We start from the raw sequence: 20977 nt of genomic DNA on the forward strand, positions 1-20977 counted from the left end.
TAAGGATAAAGGTGTGAAAAAAGTGGGTAAACTGGTGTTGATCGATGGCAATAGTATTGCTTACCGGGCGTTTTTTGCATTGCCGCTCCTGACCAACTCGAGCGGAATCTACACCAATGCCGTTTATGGATTCACCATGATGTTGCTGAAGGTGTTGGAAGAAGAAAAACCGACGCATATGCTGGTTGCCTTTGACGCCGGAAAAACGACGTTTCGGCATCAAGATTACCAGGAATACAAGGGAACACGGCAAAAAACGCCGGGAGAGCTGGCCGAGCAAATGCCGCTTGTCCGGGAAATGCTTGACGCGTTTGGCATTCGGCATTATGCGATTGAGAATTATGAAGCCGATGATATTATCGGGACACTTGCCCGCGCAGGGGCCGGCAAGGATTTGGAAGTCCTGATCGTCAGCGGGGATAAAGACTTGCTGCAATTGGTGAATGAGCAAGTGAACGTATTGCTCACCCGAAAAGGCGTCACCGAGACGGAACGGTACGACCGGAAGGCCGTGGCGGACCGGTATGGATTGACCCCGCAACAGATTATTGATCTGAAGGGATTGATGGGAGACGCTTCCGACAATATTCCCGGCATCCCCGGAGTGGGAGAAAAAACAGCGCTGAAACTGCTTAAACAATTTCCGACCGTGGAAGAGATCGTTGACCATGTGAGCGAGTTGCCCGGGGAAAAATTGCGGGAAAAAGTGGAAACATACCGTGATCAAGCCTTGTTGAGCAAAAAGCTGGCGACGATTTACACGGAAGTTCCCCTTGATCTGCAATTGGAAGATCTGCTGCTGGCGGAATTGGATGTGAACCGGATTGCCGACTTCTTCCGGAAAGTGGAATTTAAAACGCTCCTGGATCGCTTGAAGAAGTTCAGCGGCGCCGATGAAGAGGAGACGAAGACCGTCTGTGAAGAACAGGACGCGATCGAATCAGTGACAGTATTTGGCGAGGAAGCGCGGGACGAGTGGGAACCGTTTTTAAAACAAAGCGGATTGGCGCTGTTTGTGGAGATGACCGGGGAAAATCCGCACCATTCCGATGTGATCGGCCTGGCACTGTCAGACGGGGAAAAACAGCTCTACATTCCGATTGAAGAGGCTATGGACTGGCAGGCGTTTCGCGAATATCTGGCGGACGGCGAACGACACAAGGTGGTTTACGACGTCAAAAAGACGAGTCTCGCGCTGAAGCGAAAGGAACTCGATGTGGCCGGCCTTTCCTTTGATGTGCTGTTGGCCGCCTATTTGCTGGATCCGTCGGAGTCGCAGATGGAACTGAATGAAATCGTGAAACGGGCTGAAGCGGGTTACCTGCCTTCTGATGAGGAAGTCTACGGAAAAGGGGCCAAACGTCGCCAGTTGCAGGGAGAGGAATTGGAAAAACATCTGGCTCGCAAAGCCAGAGCGATTTATCAAGTGTATCCAGTGCTTGACCGGCAATTGCAAGAGGCCGGATTGGATGCGCTGATGTTTGATTTGGAGATGCCCCTGGCTGCCGTGCTGGCCAACATGGAGAGGCACGGGGTTTTGGTTAATCGGGAACGCTTGGACGAGCTCGGGGTGGAGCTGAAACGGAGCATGGATTTGCTTCAGGAGGAGATTTACGAACTGGCCGGGGTGCCTTTCAACATCAATTCCCCCAAGCAATTGGGAGAAATCCTGTTCGACAAATTGGGCCTGCCGGTGATCAAGAAGACGAAAACGGGGTATTCCACCAGTGCCGATGTCCTGGAAAAACTGGCCCCGCAACATGAAATTGTCGAGAAAATTTTACACTACCGACAGGTAGGAAAACTGTATTCTACTTATATAGAAGGATTGAAAAAAGAGATTGGATCTGATGGCAAGATCCACACCCAGTTTAATCAAACGGTCACCGCAACCGGCCGCTTGAGCTCGACGGAACCCAACTTGCAAAACATCCCGATCCGGATGGAGGAAGGGAGGAGAATCCGACAGATTTTTATCCCGTCCGAGCCGGGTTGGTACATGCTTTCCGCCGATTATTCGCAAATTGAACTGAGGGTGCTGGCCCATATTTCCGGCGATGCCAATTTGCAAAAAGCGTTTAAGGAAGGCAAAGACATTCATACGCAGACAGCGATGGATGTTTTCGGCGTGGCGGAAGATGAAGTGACCAGCCTGATGCGCCGTCAGGCTAAAGCCGTCAACTTCGGGATTGTGTACGGGATCAGCGGGTACGGACTTGCTCAGGGCCTCGATATCCCGCAAAAAGAAGCGCGGGAATTTATTGAGCGTTATTTTGAAACGTACCCTGGGGTGAAAAAGTATATGGATTCGATTATCGCCCAGGCGAAACAGGAAGGCTATGTGACCACTTTATCCGGACGCCGCCGCTATTTGCCCAAAATCCATTCCCGCAATTTCGGGGAGAGAAGTTTTGCCGAGCGGACGGCGATGAATACTCCGATTCAGGGGACGGCAGCGGATATCATTAAGATCGCCATGGTTCGCCTTGACCGGCAGATCCGGGAGCGCGGGTTGAAAGGACGCATGCTGCTTCAGGTTCATGACGAACTGATTTTGGAAGTGCCGGAAAGCGAGCTGCCTGCGATGCAAGAACTCGTCCGGGATGTGATGGAACACGCTCTTGAACTGTCGGTTCCGCTTGTGGTTGATGTCAATTGCGGGAAAAACTGGTATGAAGCGAAGTGACAGGAGGAAACAGCGTTGCCGGAGTTACCAGAGGTAGAGACTGTACGCAGAACATTAAACAAACTTGTTGTGGGGAAAACGATTTGCGATGTGACGGTTCATTTGCCCCGTCTGATCCGGGAGCCCGCAGATGTCGAGCTGTTCAGGAAAGAGTTGGTCGGAACGACGATCACGGAAATCGGGCGCCGGGGCAAATTTTTGAAGATCGTTTGCCCGCCATGGGTTCTTGTTTCTCATTTGCGCATGGAGGGTAAATACCGGTTGGCCAGGCAAAATGAGCCGTATGAGAAACACACGCACGTGATTTTTCACTTCACGGACGGAACGGAACTGCGCTATCGTGATGTGCGGCAGTTTGGAACGATGCATTTGTTCCCCGCGGGAGAGGAAGAACAGCATCTTCCTTTGAAAAAACTGGGGCCCGAGCCGCTGTCCGATCAGTTTACACTTGAATGGTTTCAAGCGGCGTTGACGAGGCGGATGACCAAAATCAAAGCCGTTCTTTTAAATCAAGAATTTCTGGTCGGGCTCGGCAATATTTATGTGGACGAGTCGCTGTTCTCAGCCGGAATTCATCCGGAGAGGCCGGCCTCTTCCTTGTCGGCGGCCGAGGTGGAGCGTTTGTACCACAGTATAAAAAAGACATTGTCCGAAGCGATAAAATCAGGAGGTTCTTCGGTTCGCTCTTATGTCAACGGCGAGGGCGAAATGGGGATGTTTCAGCTCCAGATTCAAGTGTACGGGCGGAAAAATGAGCCTTGTCTGCGCTGCGGCAACGCGATTGAGCGGATTGTGGTAGCGGGACGGGGCACTCACTTCTGTCCGGAATGCCAAAAATAACACATGCTTGAGCCCTTCATCATAAGATAGGATACGCAACAGCCTACTGAGATGAGGGGTGACGGTGATGTGGCATATATTTTCGATCATCGGGATTGCCTTTGCACTTAGTTTGGACAGCTTCGGAGCCGGCACGACATATGGAATGCGAAAAATTCGTATCCCGTTGCTATCGACCGTGATTATTGCCGGATGTTCCGGGGCTGTTATTTACTTGTCGATGGTCGTGGGAAAATGGATCGCTGTCTGGCTGGCGCCCGCAGTCACCCATTTTGTCGGTGCTTTTATTTTGATTTTGCTCGGAAGTTATGCACTGTACCAGGGAGACAAAAATAAACTTGAGATGAAAAATGGAACGGGTGCAAGGCAAAATCCCGCCATCATGGAACCCAAAGTATGGACGATTAAAATCCGCCAGCTCGGGCTCGTCGTGCAAATCTTGAAGACACCCCTTGCCGCGGATCTGGATAATTCGGGCTCCATCTCCAGTTCGGAAGCGTTGTTGCTGGGGGCCGCCCTGTCACTGGACTCGTTTGGCGCCGGATTGGGAGTGGCGTTGGCCGGCTTTTCACCTTTGCCGACAGCGGCGGTGATCATGGTGATGAGCGCATTTTTTTTGCGGCTGGGCATCTGGCTCGGTTTTTCCTATGCCGGGCGCTTTAACCAGCGATTCGTGGCTTATGCGCCCGGATTGATTTTGATCGTATTGGGATTGCTTCGTTTTTTTTAGAGGGGCGATGATGAGATGTTGCTTGGACTTACAGGGAGTATTGCCACCGGCAAAAGCACCGTGGCTGAAATGTTGAAAAGGCGTGGCGCCGTCGTGGTTGATGCCGACCAGGTCGCCCGGAAAGTGGTGGAACCGGGGAGTCTTGGCCTGAACCGGATCAAAGAGACTTTCGGCAGCGAAATGTTGACAGCGGACGGGCAGCTGGATCGTGCGAAACTGGGGGAACTCGTATTTGCTGATGAGGAAGCGAGATTGCGTCTGAATGCTCTGTTGCATCCGCTGATTATGGATGAGATGAAACGGATGACGGCGGAAAGTCTGGACAAAAACCCGAAAAGCATTGTTATTTGGGATGTTCCGCTCTTAATAGAAGAAAATTTGACACAATTTGTTGAACAAGTTATTGTGGTATATGTACCTCAAGCGATTCAACTGAAAAGGCTGATGGAGCGGAATCACTTGACGAAAACGGAAGCGATCAAACGGATGCAATCCCAGCTCAGTATCGAAGAAAAGAAAAAGGTGGCCGATTATATAATTGACAACAGCGGATCTCTGGAAGAAACAGAAAGACAGGTTGATCAGTTATGGAGATATCTAACATTAAAAAGTGGATCAGACCAGCCGTAGATGCCTTGCCTTCCAAACGAGTCCTTTTGATCGCCTTTGTGCTGTTATTGATTTTTTTGCTTGTGGCATCTCCACTCTTTAATCGTTTGATGTATCCGCTGAGGTATGAAGAAAACATCTTTAATAGCGCTCAAAATACGGGAGCCGACCCCTTTTTGATCATGGCGATCATCCGGGCCGAAACCCAGTTTGACCCGGACGGTGAATCGCGTGTCGGAGCCCAGGGGCTGATGCAACTGATGCCGGGAACGGTGGATGATATTGTGAAACGGGGCGGTTTTTCCCCGGGAATTGTGAACTACATCAAAGACCCGGCGATCAATATTCAGCTGGGCAGCTGGTATATTGCTTCCCTGACGGAAAGGTACCATGGAAACAAAGTGGCGGTCATGGCCGCTTATAATGCCGGTCCGGGGAAAGTGGACCGCTGGCTTAAAAATGGGACTTGGGATGGAACAAGCCAGCACGCATCGCAAATCCCTTTCTGGGAAACGCGTAATTATGTCCAGCGCGTCAGCTTCTACTATGAAAAATATAAGCAGTTATATAATGACCGTTATGAAAATTACCTGCAAAAACAAAAAAATCACAGGCAAAATTGAGAAAACCCATTCCGCTGTGGAATGGGTTTTATGTTTGTCTGTTGCAAAATGTGACATACTGATTATAATAATAAGAGGGAATTGGTATGTAACATATGGTGGAAGGAGATTATCTTTATGGCAATTCGCATCGCGATAAACGGTTTCGGTCGGATCGGGCGCATGGTTTTTCGCCGGTTGATTCAGAATTCAATGGTGAAAGTGGTCGCAATCAATGCCAGTTATCCGCCGGAAACGATTGCCCATCTGATTAAGTACGACACCATCCACGGGATGTTTGATAAAGAAGTGACCCCCAAAGAAGACGGACTGATCGTTGATCATCAATTCATTCAACTGGTAAACAACAGGGAACCGGAACAGCTTCCCTGGTCTGAGCTGGATATCGATATCGTGGTGGAAGCGACCGGGAAGTTTCGCGACCGGGAAGGGGCGTCCAAGCATCTGAAGGCCGGAGCGAAAAAAGTGATTATCACGGCACCGGGCAAGGATGAAGATGTGACCATTGTGATGGGGGTTAATGAAAGGGTTTACAACCCCGGAGAGCATCATATTATCTCCAACGCATCCTGCACGACCAACTGTTTGGCGCCTGTAGCCAAGGTATTGCACCAAGCGTTTGGCATTGAATACGGACTGATGACCACTGTTCATTCCTATACCAACGATCAAAAAAATCTGGATAATCCGCACAAAGATCTGCGGCGGGCGCGGGCATGTGCCCAATCGATCATCCCGACGAAAACGGGTGCTGCCAAAGCGCTGGGTCTGGTAATTCCGGAATTGAAGGGACGATTGAACGGATTTGCGCTTCGGGTGCCGACTCCCAACGTTTCTGTTGTCGACCTGGTCGCCGATTTGCAGACAAAAGTAACAGCAGATGAAGTAAACGCAGTACTGAAACAAGCAGCGGAAACGACGATGAAAGGGATTCTGGCTTACACCGAGGAACCGCTGGTCTCGTCGGATTTTAACGGAAATGATCATTCCTCGGTCATCGATGCCCTTTCCACCATGGTAATCGGAGAAAAGCAGGTAAAAGTGCTGGCCTGGTATGACAACGAGTGGGGATATTCCTGCAGGGTTGTGGACTTGGTCGAATATGTCGGTGAACGGCTCCTGGCGGCGAAAAAGGTGACCGCATAAGCAAACTCCTGAAAAAACAGGAGAATTTGAGGCTGTCGGTAAAATGAAGAAAACGGTGTTGGAAAGTTGGCAGGATCAGCGCCAAGTGTTCGATGGAAGAGGACGGGTTTTTTTCGGCAGCGACGATGGGCCAGGGAGCTTGGAAAAATATATCGAGGTCTCACAAATTTCAACTTTTTATTGCGTAAACAAGCGGAAATTCCCCTGAAAAATTCAGGGGAATTTCTTATCTTTTAATTGGGATGTAAATGTCAAACATATTGTCCGGAGCATCGAGCGAGTGGGTGACCGGCGTATAGCGATGGTCATAAACCTCCAGCCCCAATGTGCTGTGATCCTTGCGATAACCCATCTTTTCGATCCATTTCCATGCGCGTTGATAGGTTGCCGGAACATTGCGAATCGATCCTCTATGGGTAAAAACAGCGTACCGCTGAGTTGGAACCGTCAACGCCAGCATTCCGTCGGGTACATTTTCCGCTTCGGATACTTCAACGGCAATATAGCAGGTGAAATCGGTGACACGGTCATGGCAAGGACAGACAAAAGAGCCCGGTTTCACTTGGTGCGGAATTTCGTGTATCCTTTTTACAAACTGTTCCCACAGTTTCGGAATCTCACGTGACAAGGTATAGGGTCCTGTCCAACCGATCCCGACCACTTGGAAAGAGTCTTTGGTTAAAATTCGACCTTGCATGTGGCCCCCCTTGGTGAAGGAAAAGGAATCTATGTTCTTGTTGATATTGTAAAGGAAAATTCAAAAAGTAACAAGTAAGAAGCGGTTCTTTTCCCGATAAACTTAATCCGCTATGATAAAGTTATTGGATTTGGTAAAAGGATGAGAAATAGAGAGAAGGACGCTGGAGGGATCGTGTGAACGCTTTGCTTCGTAAGCGGCTGAAGGGAATTGCAATGGTGATTGTCGGCGGTTCCCTGTGGGGAATTTCCGGAACCGTGGCCCAAGTTCTGTTTCAACGATACGGTTTCCAGGCGGGAGGGCTTGTGACGATCCGTCTGCTGTGTGCCGGGATTCTCCTGTTGTTCTGGGCGGGGATGAAGAAACAGGGAATTTGGGCTGTTTGGAAAGATCCGCGGACCGGGTTGAAAATTCTTATTTTTGGTTTGATCGGGATGCTCGGAGTGCAATACAGTTACTATGCCTCGATTCAATCGGGCAATGCTGCGACTGCGACGCTTTTGCAGTATCTCGGCCCGGTTTTCATCACCGTGTATATGGCGCTGAAAATAAGGCAACTCCCGGGGAAAAACGATATAGTTGCGCTTGTGCTGGCTATGCTCGGCACGTTTTTGCTGGTAACCAATGGTTCATTAAAAGGGCTGACCGTACCGCTCCCCGCGGTTTTATGGGGGCTTGTGTCCGCACTGACCGCCGCTTTTTACACCGTTTACCCCGGACGATTGATTAGCCGCTTCGGTTCGGTTGTCATCGTCGGGTGGGGGATGCTGGTCGGGGGGATCGGCATGGGGCTGGTCAATCTGAATGCCCCGGGGAGGATAAAAGCCGATATGATGACGCCCCATGTACTGGCATTGGTCGGTTTTGTGGTCATATTTGGCACGCTGCTCTCTTTTTATCTGTATCTGGACAGCCTTCGTTATTTATCTCCGGATGAAGTGGGAATTCTGGGCAGCGCCGAACCTTTGTCGGCGGCGGTGATGTCGGTTTTTTGCTTTCATCATATTCCCGGAGCGTTTGAGTTGGCGGGAGGACTTTGCATCATTTCCACTGTTGCGATTTTGTCACGCAAAAAAGAGGAAAAAGTGGTCCCGATGGATCAGAAAACAGTGGTGTGAAGTAGTCGGGCCGATGCGAGCAGATTACGGATGTGAATAGAATAAACGGTCATAAAACTTCGGGTGTGTTATGGGATCAAAATCGGAATGAAGGGGAGAGTATCTTTGAAATGTCCAATTTGCGGCAATAACGGCAGCCGGGTTCTTGATTCACGTCCCGTTCACGATGGGCGGGCCATCCGGCGCCGGAGAGAATGCGAAAAGTGTGAACAGCGGTTTACCACCTTTGAAATGGTGGAGGAGCAACCTCTGATCGTGATCAAAAAAGATGGCAGCCGTGAGGAATTCAGCCGTGAGAAGCTGTTGCGGGGGCTGATTCGCGCGTGTGAAAAAAGGCCGGTTCCGCTGGCCAAGTTGGAGTCGCTGGTGGCCGAGATCGAAAGCCGCTTGCGCCAGGCCGGTTCGGCGGAGGTTCCTTCAAAGGAGATCGGTGAAATGGTGATGGAGCGCCTGGTGGATATTGATGAAGTGGCTTATGTCCGCTTCGCCTCTGTCTATCGCCAATTTAAGGATATCAACGTTTTTGTCAATGAACTGGAAGATTTGCTCAACCGTTCGCGCCGCGCCCTGCAGGAAGAAAAAAAGCGTCAATCCTGACCTGAAAAACCGGGAGGGCGGCGGTGTCCTGCCGGCTGATCTGCAACACATTTTCGCAAAAAACGTTTGATCCCTCGTCTGTATGAACCGGAAAAGCATCCTTGGCAGATGCCGGATCACCTGATAAAATGGTACAGCGTTTCGGGGTTTTTGTAAGTAGAGGGGGACTGACGATGTCATTTTTTTGGAAAGATCTCGGCTGGCGATGCCGTACGCACCGTCCGCTTCACACCGCCGATTCGCTTTGCCTGCTTCATCTGTACCAGCCGATTGTGGGCACGACGGCGATCTCTCTATACATGACGCTTTATTATCAAGTGCCGGTTCATCGTGCCGGTTTTTCCGATTTTCACAGCCATTCTTATTTGCTTAATCTCTGTCGGCTTACATTTGACCAACTTTTGGAATCACGCTATTTGCTCGAAGGAGTCGGTTTGATTTCCACCTTCGAAATCAAAGATCAGGAGCACGGCCATTTTTATGAATATGAGCTGATCCCGCCTCTCACTCCGGCTAAATTTTTCCAAAGCGATGTTCTCAGCTTCGCGTTATATAACCAGATCGGCAAAGAGCGTTTCTTGGCGATGAAAGATTGGCTGACTGGCGGACAGGAAAAGGAAGAGAAGAATCAAAACACGTTGACGGTCAATCTCACCCGTTCATTTCAGGAAGTATTTAAAAGCCTTTCTCCGGCTGAGTTGGCGCGGGCCGCGGAGTTGGGGAAAGAGGCGGTCGGGCCGGTTGCAAAGATCGATGAGAGCTTGCATGAAGGAAAGTGGCCGCAATTGGATGGCCCGGACGATGGTTTTGCCCTGATAAAAATGAGACTTTCATCCTTGGTTGATGAAAATGCCTGGACAGATGAATTAAAAAGGGAATTGAGAGAGATTTGCTTTTTGTATCAGCTCGATGACTGGGATCTCCTGAAGGCATTGCAAAATCCTTATGTTACGAGAAATGGGCAGATCGACACAGATCGGCTGCGCTCCTATATAAAAAGCGAATACCGGTTGCGGTTTGGCGACAATCCGGTCGTAACCCGCAAGCCGCTGAAACCGTCAACCAGCACCGACGAAACTCCGGAGGCCCCGAAGAGCCATGACGAAGCATCTCTGTCGGAAGAGGAGAAGCATTTTAAGCAACTGGCCCAAATTTCCCCATTGGAATTGCTTTCCTATTATCATAAGGGAACGCGGATTCCCGACAGCGATGTGGAATTGGTGGAAAGGCTTATTCGCCAATATGGTTTGCCGCCGGCAGTGATTAACGTCCTGCTGGAATATGTGCTGCTGAAATATGATTATAAATTGCCGCGCAATCTCGTCGAGAAAATTGCCGGCCAGTGGAAACGGCTGGGGATTGAAACTATACAGGATGCCCTGAAGCAGGCTCGGAAGGAAATATGGGAACCAAAACGGAAAAAGACGCGTCTGAAGGGACAGGCCAAACAGGAGGAGAAGTTGCCGCAAATGCTGAAAAAGCAATTTGAAGCGGAGGCCGTTTCCGCAGAATCACCGGCGCAGCAGAGGGAAACGGAGGACAGGCAGGCACAAATCCGGGCAAAGCTTCGTTTAATGAACGAAAAATTTAGCGCTGCGCAAAAAGAAAATAAGAATACTCCCTGAGCAAATCACGGGGAGACCGATGGATGATACTTCTCGGAATTTGTGATCACAAAAAAATAATAAAAACAATTGCAATCCATCTTTCCCCGTGTTATAATCTCTTTTGTCAGCCAATCAAATAGCTTTGTTTGGTTCGGTAGCTCAGTCGGTAGAGCAGAGGACTGAAAATCCTCGTGTCGGCGGTTCGATTCCGTCCCGAACCACCATCTTGCGGAAGTGGCTCAGGGGTAGAGCATCGCCTTGCCAAGGCGAGGGTCGCGGGTTCGAATCCCGTCTTCCGCTCCATTTTTTATAAGCCGGGGTGGCGGAATTGGCAGACGCACAGGACTTAAAATCCTGCGGTGGGTGTACTACCGTGTCGGTTCGAGTCCGACCCTCGGCACCAGGTCCAAGTCCTTCCACCCGGAAGGTTATTTTTTTGCCTCCGTTTGATTGACGGGGGCTTTTTGTTTTGATTGACGGGTGAACGGCTTCTGGCGTACAATGAAGTAAAATGAGAACGATTATCAATTGATGGAGCGAAAAGAGGGGAAACGGATGGAACTTTTTGAAGCGATTCGCACAAGGCGGAGTATCGGCAAGGTCAAGCCGGATCCGGTGCCGAAAGAGAAAATCGAAAAAATGCTGGAAGCGGCGACGTGGGCTCCGAATCATCACCGGACTGAGCCGTGGCGCTTTTTGGTTCTGACGGGGGAAGGCCGGAAGCGTTTGGGCAATGTGATGATGGCCGTGGCGAACGAAAAGAACGAGGAACTCTCGCCGGCGGAAAAAGAGGAGCAATTACGGCGTGAATTGAACAAGGCGTTTCGCGCTCCGGTGGTAATCGTGGTGGTCGCTTCTCCTGCCGACCGTCCCAATGTGCTTGAGGAAGAGGAGCTGGCGGCTTGTCATGCGGCTGTGCAAAATATGTTGCTCGCCGCGCATGCGCTTGGTTTGGGAGCCGTTTGGCGAACCGGAAAAGCGGCATATCATCCGGCGGCCAGACAGGAATTTGCACTGGCAGACCATGAGAAAATCGTCGGCTTTGTTTATACCGGTTATCCGGATCTCCGGCCTCCTGCCGCAAAACGGACCCCGTTTGCTGATAAAACCACCTGGATCGGATAGTTGCCGTTATCCCTGGCTATGACAATTTCCCGTCATTTGTGATACGATAAACAAGGTAATCTCATTCGGGTATGTTGATACCGATACAGGATATCCGTTCAACACGCCTGAATCAAATGATTGTCCGACCTGGTCAGGGAGGGTGAGAATATATGACGAAGATCGATTCCATATTGGAACGGGCATTGGCCGGTGAGCGTTTGGGATTGGAAGATGGGATCGCATTATGGGAAAGCGACGAAATCGAAAAAATGGGCCGGGCCGCTGACCAGATCATGAAGAAGTGGCATCCCGAGCCGGTAACCACATTTGTGATCGGGCGAAATATCAATTATTCCAATGTCTGCGATACTTACTGCCGTTTTTGCGCTTTCTATCGCGCGCCGGGGTCTCCGGAAGGGTATGTGTTGCCCAATGAGACGATTTTTCAAAAGATCCAGGAGACCGTTGATGTAGGAGGGACGGAAATCCTGATGCAAGGCGGAACAAATCCGGATTTGCCGTTCGAATATTATACTGATTTGCTCCGTGAGATCAAAAAGCGATTTCCCGGCATTACGATGCACTCCTTCTCACCGGCGGAAATTCTCAAAATGAAGGAAGTATCCGGATTATCACTGGAAGAAGTGATTCGCCAGCTCAAGGAAGCCGGCCTTGATTCGCTTCCGGGCGGCGGGGCTGAGATTCTGGATGATGAGATCAGAAGGAAAATCAGCCGTTTGAAAGGGTCTTGGCGTGACTGGATGGATGTGATGCAGACAGCGCACCGGGTTGGCATGCATACGACCGCGACGATGGTGATCGGATTTGGTGAAACCTACGAACACCGTATTAACCATTTGCTTCGCATCCGGGAAGCGCAGGACGAGACCAAAGGCTTCCTCGCTTTCATCGTCTGGACGTTCCAGCCGGATCATACCAATCTGAAACGGGAAAAACTTCCGCCGGAAGAGTATCTGAAAGCGGTGGCGATTGCCCGGCTGATGTTGGATAATATCCCTAATTTCCAATCTTCTTGGGTGACGATGGGGCCGGAAATCGGCAAGTTGTCGCTCCAGTATGGCTGTAACGATTTTGGCAGTACGATGATTGAAGAAAACGTGGTGTCAGCTGCGGGAACGACACATAAAGTGAATACCAATCTGATTTTGCGCCTGATCCGGGAAGCAGGAAAAATCCCCGCCCAACGCAATACCAAATATCAAATTTTGCATGTGTTCGGGGAGAACGAGACTGCCGCCCGCGATTTTGTCATGCAGAATTAGCGAGAACACCACAAAAACCTTGGTCAGAGTATATTCTGATCAGGGTTTTTTTCTTTGGTAATTTATTTTATAAATAATAAAACTGTTCTTGTGAAATGGATTTTATTATAAAACTTTGATATTTTTAAGAAGGTTGTATGGAACTTTTTACATATTGACATTCTTGGAGGAGGAGAAACAGTGCAAGGAAAAACGCATGTGGCTATCGGAATCGCCACAGGAGTGGGACTGGCCTGTTCATCCGGGAGTGATGACGTAGCCGAACTCAGCTTGACAATTGTGCTGTCGGGATTCGCTTCGCTTCTGCCGGACATTGATGAAGACGGGAGTCTGATCAATAACTTTATCTTTCCCTCATTGAAGCGAACCTATCGTTCCTTTGCGTTAGCGGCATTGGGGGTGATTATGGCTGCGCTTTATTTTGTGAAAGGATTGCCGTTGTGGGTTCTTCTCATTGGCATTTATGCAGCCGGGGTGGCTTATGTTCCTCATCGGACGGTTACCCATTCGGTTCTGTCGGTATTCTACGTTGGCTGGGTTACGTACCTGATTTCGCCCCCGTATGTATTTGCAGTGGTCATGGGCTATTTGTCCCATTTATTTGCGGACACATTAACCACGGCCGGTGTACCTTATTTGTGGCCTTATCATAAAAAATTCAATCTGAAAAAACTGGGGATTCATATTAAAAGCGGGGGAAAGGAAGATCATCTGATCGGCACGTTATCGCTGGTTTTGGCTGCAATCGGATTTGTTTATCTGGTCGGCCATATTTTTTATCAGCAGGCGGCTTCATCGGGCTGGTTTTAAACCGCTGTTGCAGGTCGGGGCAGGGTGTTGCCCTTGACCTCTGCCAGGAGGTAAACTTGGCAGATGGTTTAAGCCGCAGACGTGAAAGAAGAGTTCCCCGTTTGTATAAGGGGGACCAAGCGCCATTCATATGTGAATCACAAACTTAGAAAAAATATCGCAGGTGATTAAGGGATGATGGAGAGAACGATCGTTGGAAAGCTTATCCTCCGGATACCCAATGGATCTTATTTTATGTAGAAGGATATGAGGGATTCTATGGAATTCGTCCAATACCAATGAAAGGGTCCTGTTCGATTTATGAAGCGAAGTTACAAGATCTGGGGTTTGACTTCTCATCTGTTTGTTACTTTGATCCAACCGAACTGGATGATGGTGAAATGGAAGAATTTGACGAATGCGCTGAAGAATATTTGTACGAGTGGTTCTCAGACCGGTTTTTGGAAGCAGGTGGAGATTCATTTCCTCTTCCTTGTTACCTGCAATTCCATGATGGCGGGAGGCGTTTTAACATGAAAACGAAACAATGGACAGAAGAATAAAAATTGTTATTATTCAATCCGGCTCTTTTGTGCGCTGTCCGCCTTGCCGGCTGCATCCAAATTCCCCCGGCTTAAATGTGATACACCGAAGGAAATGGCGCGTTCCATGCTTGTGGCGGGAGGCAAGATTGACCGGCTGTTGCGACAGGGTTTTCTGTAAAGCCGGGCGATTTGTGTATACAGATTCCCACAATCCCATATATTGTTATTAAGCTTTTGCCGAAAGGGGGAATTGGGTGAATTATTTAATTTCCGTTCGCTTTCATGACCGAAAAAAAGAACTGCGCTTGCGGCCCTATCTGCAAAATCTGTTGGCCGAACGCCGTTGTTCGTTGACGTTGGCGGAAATTGAAGGAAGACATTTTTTTTGGCTCCAATTTCCGCCGGGACGTGAAGAAGAAATAAGAAAAAAAGTGGGTTGGGCCGTGGCGCGCTACATATGCGATCAGATTGAACCGGACCTGATCAATTGGATGATCCGCCGGTATGATCCTTTTCGTTCGCATGAAGAGGTCGGGAGAATCAGGCGGGAGGTGTTCAGGCAACTGAAGTCGAGCGCCTGGGAGTACAAGAAATCCGTCTACGCTGACCGCAGGGAGAAATTGGCGGAACAAGTGGAATGGTACTTGCGGGAGAATTGCCGGCTGGCTGTTGACGGTTATGTGCGCTTTCGCATGAAAGGACATTTCCGCGTACTGGCCTCCTGTGTCAAAGAAGCAGTCGCCTCCTATCGCCTTGATCAGGAATATAAGGAATTTATCCGTCTGTTGCGCCAATTTGTTCAACTCCAAGTTCCCAAGGTTCCCTTGATTCATGTTGTTCACCAGGCGGATGGCGGGTTTCGGCTGCTGTTGGCAGACGGTCGGACGCTTCCGCAAAAAGAATTGAATGAATGGGGGTATGAAGGATGGGAAACTCCTTTTTCCAATGAGGATTATATTCTGGGCGCCTTGCTGACAGCCGTGCCTGAACGGGTGGTCGTACATACGGAACAACGGCATGAAAATGTGATCCGCACCCTGCTGCAAATCTTTAAAGGCCGCATTATGCTTTGTGATGGTTGCAGCCGGTGCAAACCGGCAGTAAAATGGGGAGAAGATGCTTGACTAAAATGCGGGGAAATGAGTATAATACATAAAAATTTCAATTTTAGCGGCAATGCGAAGGACACGAGCAGTTTTCCATGGTTTCAGAGAGCGGGGGTCACCGGCTGCAAACCCCTGTACCCGCTGGGAAGGTGCTTACCCCCTTCAAGCTGCAACGGGGAACGCGGAAGTTTGCCAGTATCCGTTGCCGGCAACACACCGTTATTGTGTTGGAGGATTCCGTTGGTTTTCTTTTTGTTTGCAACGGGATTGAAAAAGGGTGGAACCACGACAGCAACGCTCGTCCCTTTCCGGGGATCGGGCGTTTTTTATTTTTTCCTATACTGAAGGAGGAGAAGCAAAATGGAAATGGCAGTGAAATTGCCTGACGGTTCGATTCGCCAATACGACCGCCGGGTGACTGTAAGCGACGTGGCGGAATCGATCAGCAAAAGTTTGCTCAAAAAAGCGGTGGCGGGAAAAATCGACGGAAAAGTGGTCGATTTGAACCGGGAAGTTCCCGACGGCGCCCAGGTGCAAATTCTGACGCTGGAAGACAAAGACGGAGTCGAGGTATACCGGCACAGTACGGCGCACTTGCTGGCACAGGCTTTAAAACGGCTTTACCCTGACGTGAAACTGGGAATCGGTCCGGTCATCGAAGACGGATTTTACTATGATGTCGATTTGCCGGTGCGCCTGACGCCGGAAGACTTTCCGAAGATCGAGGCGGAGATGAACAAGATCGTCAAAGAGAATCTGCCGATCGTCCGCAAAGTGGTCAGCAGGGAAGAAGCGATCCGCCTTTACGAAAAAGTGGGAGACCATTTGAAATTGGAGATTATTCGCGACCTGCCGGAAGATGCCGTGATCACCATTTATGAGCAGGGAGAGTTTTTCGATCTCTGCCGCGGTCCGCACCTGCCGTCGACGGGGAAAATCAAAGCGTTCAAATTGCTCAGTGTGGCCGGGGCGTACTGGCGCGGCGATTCCGACAACCAAATGCTCCAGCGCATTTACGGCACGGCCTGGCCGAAAAAATCGGAGTTGGAAGAGTACCTGCATTTTCTGGAGGAAGCCAGAAAACGGGATCATCGCAAACTGGGGCGTGAACTGAAGCTGTACATGTTCTCCGAAGAGGCTCCGGGGATGCCGTTCTACCTGCCGAACGGGATGACCCTGCGCAATGAGTTGGAGCAGCTTTCACGCGAAATGCAAACCAAAGCGGGATACAAAGAAGTGCGCACGCCGCTCATGATGAATCAGCGCCTTTGGGAACAATCGGGCCACTGGGATCATTACCGGGAAAACATGTACTTCACCGATGTGGACGAAGCCACATTTGCCGTCAAGCCGATGAATTGCCCCGGGCACATGCTGATCTTTAAAAATGAGATTCGCTCTTACCGTGATCTCCCGCTCCGTCTGGCCGAGTTCGGGCAAGTGCACCGCCATGAGTTGTCGGGCGCTTTAAACGGAATGTTGCGCGTTCGCACGTTTACCCAGGATGATGCCCACATTTTCGTGCGCCCGGACCAGATCGAAGAAGAAGTGATGAATGCGCTGAAACTGATTGACCAAATTTATTCTGTTTTCGGATTCCCTTATTCCGTTGAGCTTTCCACCCGTCCGGAAGATTCGATGGGATCCGATGAATTGTGGGAAAAAGCGGAGTCCGCTCTGAAAAGCGTGTTGGACCGCGCCGGAATCGACTACCGGATCAATGAAGGGGATGGCGCCTTCTACGGTCCGAAAATCGATTTCCACATTCGTGACGCCCTGAAACGCAGCCATCAATGCGCCACAATTCAGCTCGATTTCCAGATGCCGGAGAAATTCGATCTCTCCTACATCGGCGAAGATAATGAACGGCATCGGCCAGTGGTGATTCACCGCGCCATTTACGGTTCCATCGATCGGTTTATCGGCATTCTCGTCGAACACTACGGCGGTGCCTTCCCGCTTTGGCTGGCGCCGGTTCAGGTGCGCGTGATTCCGGTTTCCCGCGATTATAATGAATATGCCCGAAAAGTGACGGATGAATTACAAAGAGCCGGCATCCGCGTCGAACTGGATGCGCGTGACGAGAAGGTCGGCTATAAAATCCGTGAAGCTCAGGTGCAAAAAGTGCCGTACATGTTTGTCGTCGGGGAAAAAGAGCTGAATTCCGGAACGGTAGCCGTCCGCAAGCGCACCGAAGGGGATCTCGGCGCCAAACCGCTGGATGAGGTAATCCGTGAGCTGAAAGAGGAGATCGGCGAAAGAAGATAAAGTCACCGCACAGGCAGGTTGTAGGCCAATCCGTTCGGAGTGCCCTTGCCTTCAATGGGCATAAAGGGGCTTCGCAGGATGAGATCAGGACTCGCTTGACAGCAGGGATATTTTTCGATACCCTGTTGTCTGTCTGTGATCGTGAAACGGCGTAAGCTTGACATTTCCTGTTAGCGTATGATACGATATCTTCATCATGCAAGAAGAAGCGCCCGCTTCTCACCTGATCGACGCTGTGTTGCTGTTGACAGGTCATTAGGAAACGGTTGAATTTCCTTGTGATAATGGGATTTAAATGTGGGCGTTTACTTGCGCCCGCATTTTTTTGTTTTCAATACTTTTCCGGAGGTGGCAGGTTATCAGCAAGGAACATCAGCACCAAGTTAATGAGTCGATCCGTGCTCGTGAGGTTCGCTTGATCGGAGTCGATGGGTCGCAGTTGGGGATTAAACCGCTCAGGGAAGCATTACGCTTGGCGCAGGAAGCGAATCTGGATCTTGTCAATGTCGCACCGCAAGCAAAGCCGCCTGTTTGCCGAATCATGGACTATGGCAAATACCGCTATGAGCAAAGCAAACGGGAGAAAGAAGCCCGCAAAAACCAAAAGATCATTCAGATTAAAGAAGTCCGTCTGAGTCCGTCGATCGAAGAAAATGATGTCCAAACCAAGCTGAACAACGTGAAGAAGTTCTTGCAAAAAGGGAATAAGGTGAAGTTGACCATCCGTTTCCGCGGACGTGAAATCACGCACCAGGAGCTTGGCCGCAGGATTTTGGACCGCATGGCGGACGAGGTGAAGGAGATCTCGGACATCGAGCGTCCGCCAAAGCTTGAAGGCCGTCAAATGATTATGATTTTAACACCGAAACAGTAGTTGCAAGGAGGATACACGCGATGCCAAAAATGAAAACCAAACGCGCTGCAGCAAAGCGTTTCAAAAAAACGGGAACAGGCAAAGTGAAACGCAACCATGCGTTTAAAAGCCACTTGCTCGAAGGAAAAACTGCCAAGCGCAAACGCAAGCTTCGCAAAAGCGCACTCGTTCATTCCGGCGATGTAAAACGGATTAAGCAACTGATCGCATATATGTAAGCAATTGATTAGAGACAGAAGTTACTTCAGGAGGGATTTATTGTGGCTAGAGTGAAAGGTGGTACCGTTACTCGCGCTCGTCGCAAAAAGGTACTGAAACTGGCGAAAGGTTATTTTGGTTCCAAACACCGTTTGTTCCGCACGGCGAAACAACAAGTGATGAAATCCTTGATGTACGCTTATCGCGATCGCCGTCAACGCAAACGCGATTTCCGCAAACTGTGGATTACTCGGATCAATGCTGCTGCGCGGATGAACGGTCTTTCCTACAACAAATTTGTCCATGGCTTGAAAGTGGCAGGTGTGGACATCAACCGCAAAATGCTGGCTGAACTGGCCGTCAGCGATCAAAAAGCATTTGCTGAACTGGTCAACGTTGCGAAAAACGCAAAGTAACCCAGACTCACAAAAAGGCTTTTTTCCGGCCCGGATTTCCCGGGAGGAAAAGGGCCTTTTTTGCATAAAAAACACTCTCTGTGGCGAGAGTGTAAGAGAATTAAGCTGTTTTTCGCTGCCAGTCGGGATCTTCTTCCACCGCCTGCGCATTGGAGGTGCGCAACGGGATTTCCCTGACCAAAAGCGCGATGAGAATCGCCATGAGCAAAATCAAGCCGGCAATGAAGAAAACATGGTGAATCGCGATGGTAAGCGCTCCCCTTGAGAATGAAACGATGGTGTCGAACACGGGAATGAGCGAACCGGGCAAACGGGAGCGAATCTGGATGAGCTGGGCTTGATCCATCAGCAGTTGCGGATTGCCGAGCGATGCGATTTTCTTCAGCATCTGCGGGGTTCTGGCCGCAGCGGGCAAATGGTGGCGGATATTGGCCATCAAGGTGCCCATCCGGCTTTGAATCGCTGTATTCATCACCGTTCCCATGATGGAAACCCCAACCGTACCGCCCATCTGGCGGAATAATTGGGAAGCGGAAGTGGCCACCCCGAGAAACCTGTAATCGACTGCATTTTGAATCGTCAGGTTGAAGATCGGGAAACTGCTGCCCAGCCCGATGCCGATCAACAGCATGCGCCAGGCGATTTGCCAATTGTCGGCGTTTTCCGTGAGGGTTGTCATACTGAATACGCCAAAGGCCATGATGACCAGCCCGGTAAGCGCAATCCATTTATACCGTCCGGTGCGGGTCACGATTTGCCCGGACCCGGTGCTGGCGAGCACCATGCCGAGGGTCATCGGCATCATGAGAAAGCTGGAATGGGTTGCCGACAGCCCCAGCACCCCCTGAATGAAGAAGGGGGTGTACATAATCGAACCGAACATGGCAAATCCGATCAAAAAAAGAGCCGCATTGGACAGGGAGAAAATGGATGTGCGAAAAAGGCTGAGGGGTAAAACCGGATTTTGTGCCGATCGTTCAATCAGCAGAAAAAGGATCAGGAAAGCGGCAGATCCGGCGAAGAGTCCGAGAATGACCGGTGATGTCCATGCATATCGCGTGCCGGCCCAGGAAAAGGCCAGCAGCAAGGGAATCATGGTGATCATCAGGAAAAGGGAGCCCAGGTAGTCGATTGAGACAGGCCCTTTTCTGGGAACGGACGGGAAAAGGAACCAGATCAAGACGAATGCGATAATGCCAAAGGGCAGGAAAATCCAGAAACACCAATGCCACGCCAAGTGATCCACGATATACCCGCCCAGGGCAGGCCCCAAAATGCTGGCCAGGCCAAACGATCCGCTCATGATTCCCTGCCAGCGCCCGCGTTCTCTGGGTGAAAACAGGTCTCCGACAGCGCTGAAGGCGGTGGACATCACCATCCCTCCGCCAAATCCCTGCAATCCGCGGTACAAGATCAATTCAAGAATTGTCGATGAAGTACCGCAAAGAAGTGACCCGATCACAAAGATGCCCAAGCCGATCAGGATAAATGGCTTCCGCCCATAGATGTCTGACAGCCTTCCAACCAAAATCACGGTAATGCTCGAGGTGAGCATATAGATGGTGAACACCCACTGGAAATACTCCATTCCTTTCAGTTCGGCGATAATCCGCGGCATGATGTTTCCCACGATCGTTTGATTCAATGCCGCAAACAGCAAACTGGCAACAATCGCGACCATGATGGTCATCTTCTGCTTGGAGGATAAGTGTTCCACCGACTGGTAACCCCTTTTTGG

Annotated in this window: 20 protein-coding genes, 3 tRNA genes and 1 other annotated feature; of the genes, 21 read left to right on the plus strand and 2 right to left on the minus strand. The window is 50.2% G+C overall.

The window, feature by feature from the left end:
- Positions 1 to 22 precede the first annotated feature (22 nt).
- The 6 genes from polA (at position 23) to I8U17_RS03000 (ending at position 6634) form a co-directional block, all read left to right on the plus strand.
- Positions 23 to 2686 carry a DNA polymerase I gene (gene polA / locus I8U17_RS02975; protein ID WP_198059009.1) on the plus strand — a complete coding sequence of 888 codons (2664 nt, stop codon included), beginning with the start codon at positions 23 to 25 and terminating at the stop codon, positions 2684 to 2686.
- 15 nt (positions 2687 to 2701) lie between these two features.
- Positions 2702 to 3526: a DNA-formamidopyrimidine glycosylase gene (gene mutM / locus I8U17_RS02980; protein ID WP_198059010.1), complete on the plus strand. Its 825-nt coding sequence runs from the start codon at positions 2702 to 2704 to the stop codon at positions 3524 to 3526.
- Positions 3527 to 3593: 67 nt separating this feature from the next.
- The gene (gene ytaF / locus I8U17_RS02985) at positions 3594 to 4256 is read left to right on the plus strand and encodes a sporulation membrane protein YtaF (RefSeq protein ID WP_052154217.1); all 663 of its coding nucleotides are present in this window, start codon (positions 3594 to 3596) and stop codon (positions 4254 to 4256) included.
- Between the two features lie 15 nt (positions 4257 to 4271).
- Positions 4272 to 4886, plus strand: coding sequence for a dephospho-CoA kinase (gene coaE, locus I8U17_RS02990; RefSeq protein WP_033101126.1), 615 nt, complete (start codon positions 4272 to 4274; stop codon positions 4884 to 4886).
- Entirely contained in the window at positions 4844 to 5488 is a 645-nt protein-coding gene (locus I8U17_RS02995) for a lytic transglycosylase domain-containing protein (RefSeq protein ID WP_052154218.1), read from the plus strand. The genes coaE and I8U17_RS02995 overlap by 43 nt, the downstream gene beginning before the upstream one ends.
- A gap of 117 nt (positions 5489 to 5605) precedes the next feature.
- The gene (locus tag I8U17_RS03000; RefSeq protein ID WP_198059011.1) at positions 5606 to 6634 is read left to right on the plus strand and encodes a glyceraldehyde-3-phosphate dehydrogenase; all 1029 of its coding nucleotides are present in this window, start codon (positions 5606 to 5608) and stop codon (positions 6632 to 6634) included.
- Between the two features lie 226 nt (positions 6635 to 6860).
- On the opposite strand, the gene I8U17_RS03005 is transcribed toward I8U17_RS03000, so the two are convergent.
- Positions 6861 to 7331 carry a GyrI-like domain-containing protein gene (locus I8U17_RS03005; RefSeq protein WP_052154219.1) on the minus strand — a complete coding sequence of 157 codons (471 nt, stop codon included), beginning with the start codon at positions 7329 to 7331 and terminating at the stop codon, positions 6861 to 6863.
- A 176-nt stretch (positions 7332 to 7507) separates the two neighbouring features.
- Between I8U17_RS03005 and I8U17_RS03010 the strand changes: the two genes are divergently transcribed.
- The 15 genes from I8U17_RS03010 to rplT all read left to right on the plus strand — a co-directional run bounded on the left by I8U17_RS03010 (position 7508) and on the right by rplT (position 19239).
- On the plus strand, positions 7508 to 8449 hold the full coding sequence (locus tag I8U17_RS03010) for an EamA family transporter (protein WP_033101128.1): 942 nt from the start codon (positions 7508 to 7510) through the stop codon (positions 8447 to 8449).
- A gap of 105 nt (positions 8450 to 8554) precedes the next feature.
- The gene (gene nrdR / locus I8U17_RS03015; RefSeq protein WP_033101129.1) at positions 8555 to 9046 is read left to right on the plus strand and encodes a transcriptional regulator NrdR; all 492 of its coding nucleotides are present in this window, start codon (positions 8555 to 8557) and stop codon (positions 9044 to 9046) included.
- A 173-nt stretch (positions 9047 to 9219) separates the two neighbouring features.
- Entirely contained in the window at positions 9220 to 10671 is a 1452-nt protein-coding gene (locus I8U17_RS03020; protein WP_033101130.1) for a replication initiation and membrane attachment family protein, read from the plus strand.
- A gap of 130 nt (positions 10672 to 10801) precedes the next feature.
- Positions 10802 to 10877: transfer RNA gene (locus I8U17_RS03025), tRNA-Phe, on the plus strand.
- Between the two features lie 4 nt (positions 10878 to 10881).
- Positions 10882 to 10956: transfer RNA gene (locus tag I8U17_RS03030), tRNA-Gly, on the plus strand.
- 10 nt (positions 10957 to 10966) lie between these two features.
- A tRNA-Leu gene (locus tag I8U17_RS03035) sits at positions 10967 to 11056 on the plus strand.
- Positions 11057 to 11208: 152 nt separating this feature from the next.
- Complete coding sequence (locus I8U17_RS03040; protein ID WP_033101131.1) at positions 11209 to 11778, plus strand: nitroreductase family protein; 570 nt, start codon at positions 11209 to 11211, stop codon at positions 11776 to 11778.
- 152 nt (positions 11779 to 11930) lie between these two features.
- Entirely contained in the window at positions 11931 to 13043 is a 1113-nt protein-coding gene (mqnC, locus tag I8U17_RS03045) for a cyclic dehypoxanthinyl futalosine synthase (RefSeq protein WP_033101132.1), read from the plus strand.
- Between the two features lie 180 nt (positions 13044 to 13223).
- Complete coding sequence (locus I8U17_RS03050) at positions 13224 to 13853, plus strand: metal-dependent hydrolase (RefSeq protein WP_033101133.1); 630 nt, start codon at positions 13224 to 13226, stop codon at positions 13851 to 13853.
- A gap of 278 nt (positions 13854 to 14131) precedes the next feature.
- Complete coding sequence (locus I8U17_RS03055; RefSeq protein WP_198059012.1) at positions 14132 to 14395, plus strand: hypothetical protein; 264 nt, start codon at positions 14132 to 14134, stop codon at positions 14393 to 14395.
- 236 nt (positions 14396 to 14631) lie between these two features.
- A complete protein-coding gene (gene ytxC, locus I8U17_RS03060) occupies positions 14632 to 15501 on the plus strand; it encodes a sporulation protein YtxC (protein WP_198059013.1) in 870 nt (289 codons plus the stop codon).
- 342 nt (positions 15502 to 15843) lie between these two features.
- Entirely contained in the window at positions 15844 to 17751 is a 1908-nt protein-coding gene (gene thrS / locus I8U17_RS03065; RefSeq protein ID WP_033101137.1) for a threonine--tRNA ligase, read from the plus strand.
- 194 nt (positions 17752 to 17945) lie between these two features.
- Positions 17946 to 18084 (plus strand) — a sequence feature (ribosomal protein L20 leader region).
- On the plus strand, positions 18047 to 18625 hold the full coding sequence (infC, locus tag I8U17_RS03070) for a translation initiation factor IF-3 (RefSeq protein ID WP_198055395.1): 579 nt from the start codon (positions 18047 to 18049) through the stop codon (positions 18623 to 18625). It overlaps the preceding feature by 38 nt.
- A gap of 20 nt (positions 18626 to 18645) precedes the next feature.
- Positions 18646 to 18843: a 50S ribosomal protein L35 gene (gene rpmI, locus I8U17_RS03075; RefSeq protein ID WP_033101138.1), complete on the plus strand. Its 198-nt coding sequence runs from the start codon at positions 18646 to 18648 to the stop codon at positions 18841 to 18843.
- Between the two features lie 42 nt (positions 18844 to 18885).
- Positions 18886 to 19239, plus strand: coding sequence for a 50S ribosomal protein L20 (rplT, locus tag I8U17_RS03080; protein WP_033101139.1), 354 nt, complete (start codon positions 18886 to 18888; stop codon positions 19237 to 19239).
- Positions 19240 to 19339: 100 nt separating this feature from the next.
- On the opposite strand, the gene I8U17_RS03085 is transcribed toward rplT, so the two are convergent.
- Positions 19340 to 20956, minus strand: a complete 1617-nt coding sequence (locus I8U17_RS03085; RefSeq protein ID WP_198059014.1) for an MDR family MFS transporter — start codon at positions 20954 to 20956, stop codon at positions 19340 to 19342.
- Positions 20957 to 20977 lie beyond the last annotated feature (21 nt).

This window comes from Thermoactinomyces sp. CICC 10521 (assembly GCF_016055135.1).
GTDB classification, from domain to species: domain Bacteria; phylum Bacillota; class Bacilli; order Thermoactinomycetales; family Thermoactinomycetaceae; genus Thermoactinomyces_A; species Thermoactinomyces_A daqus.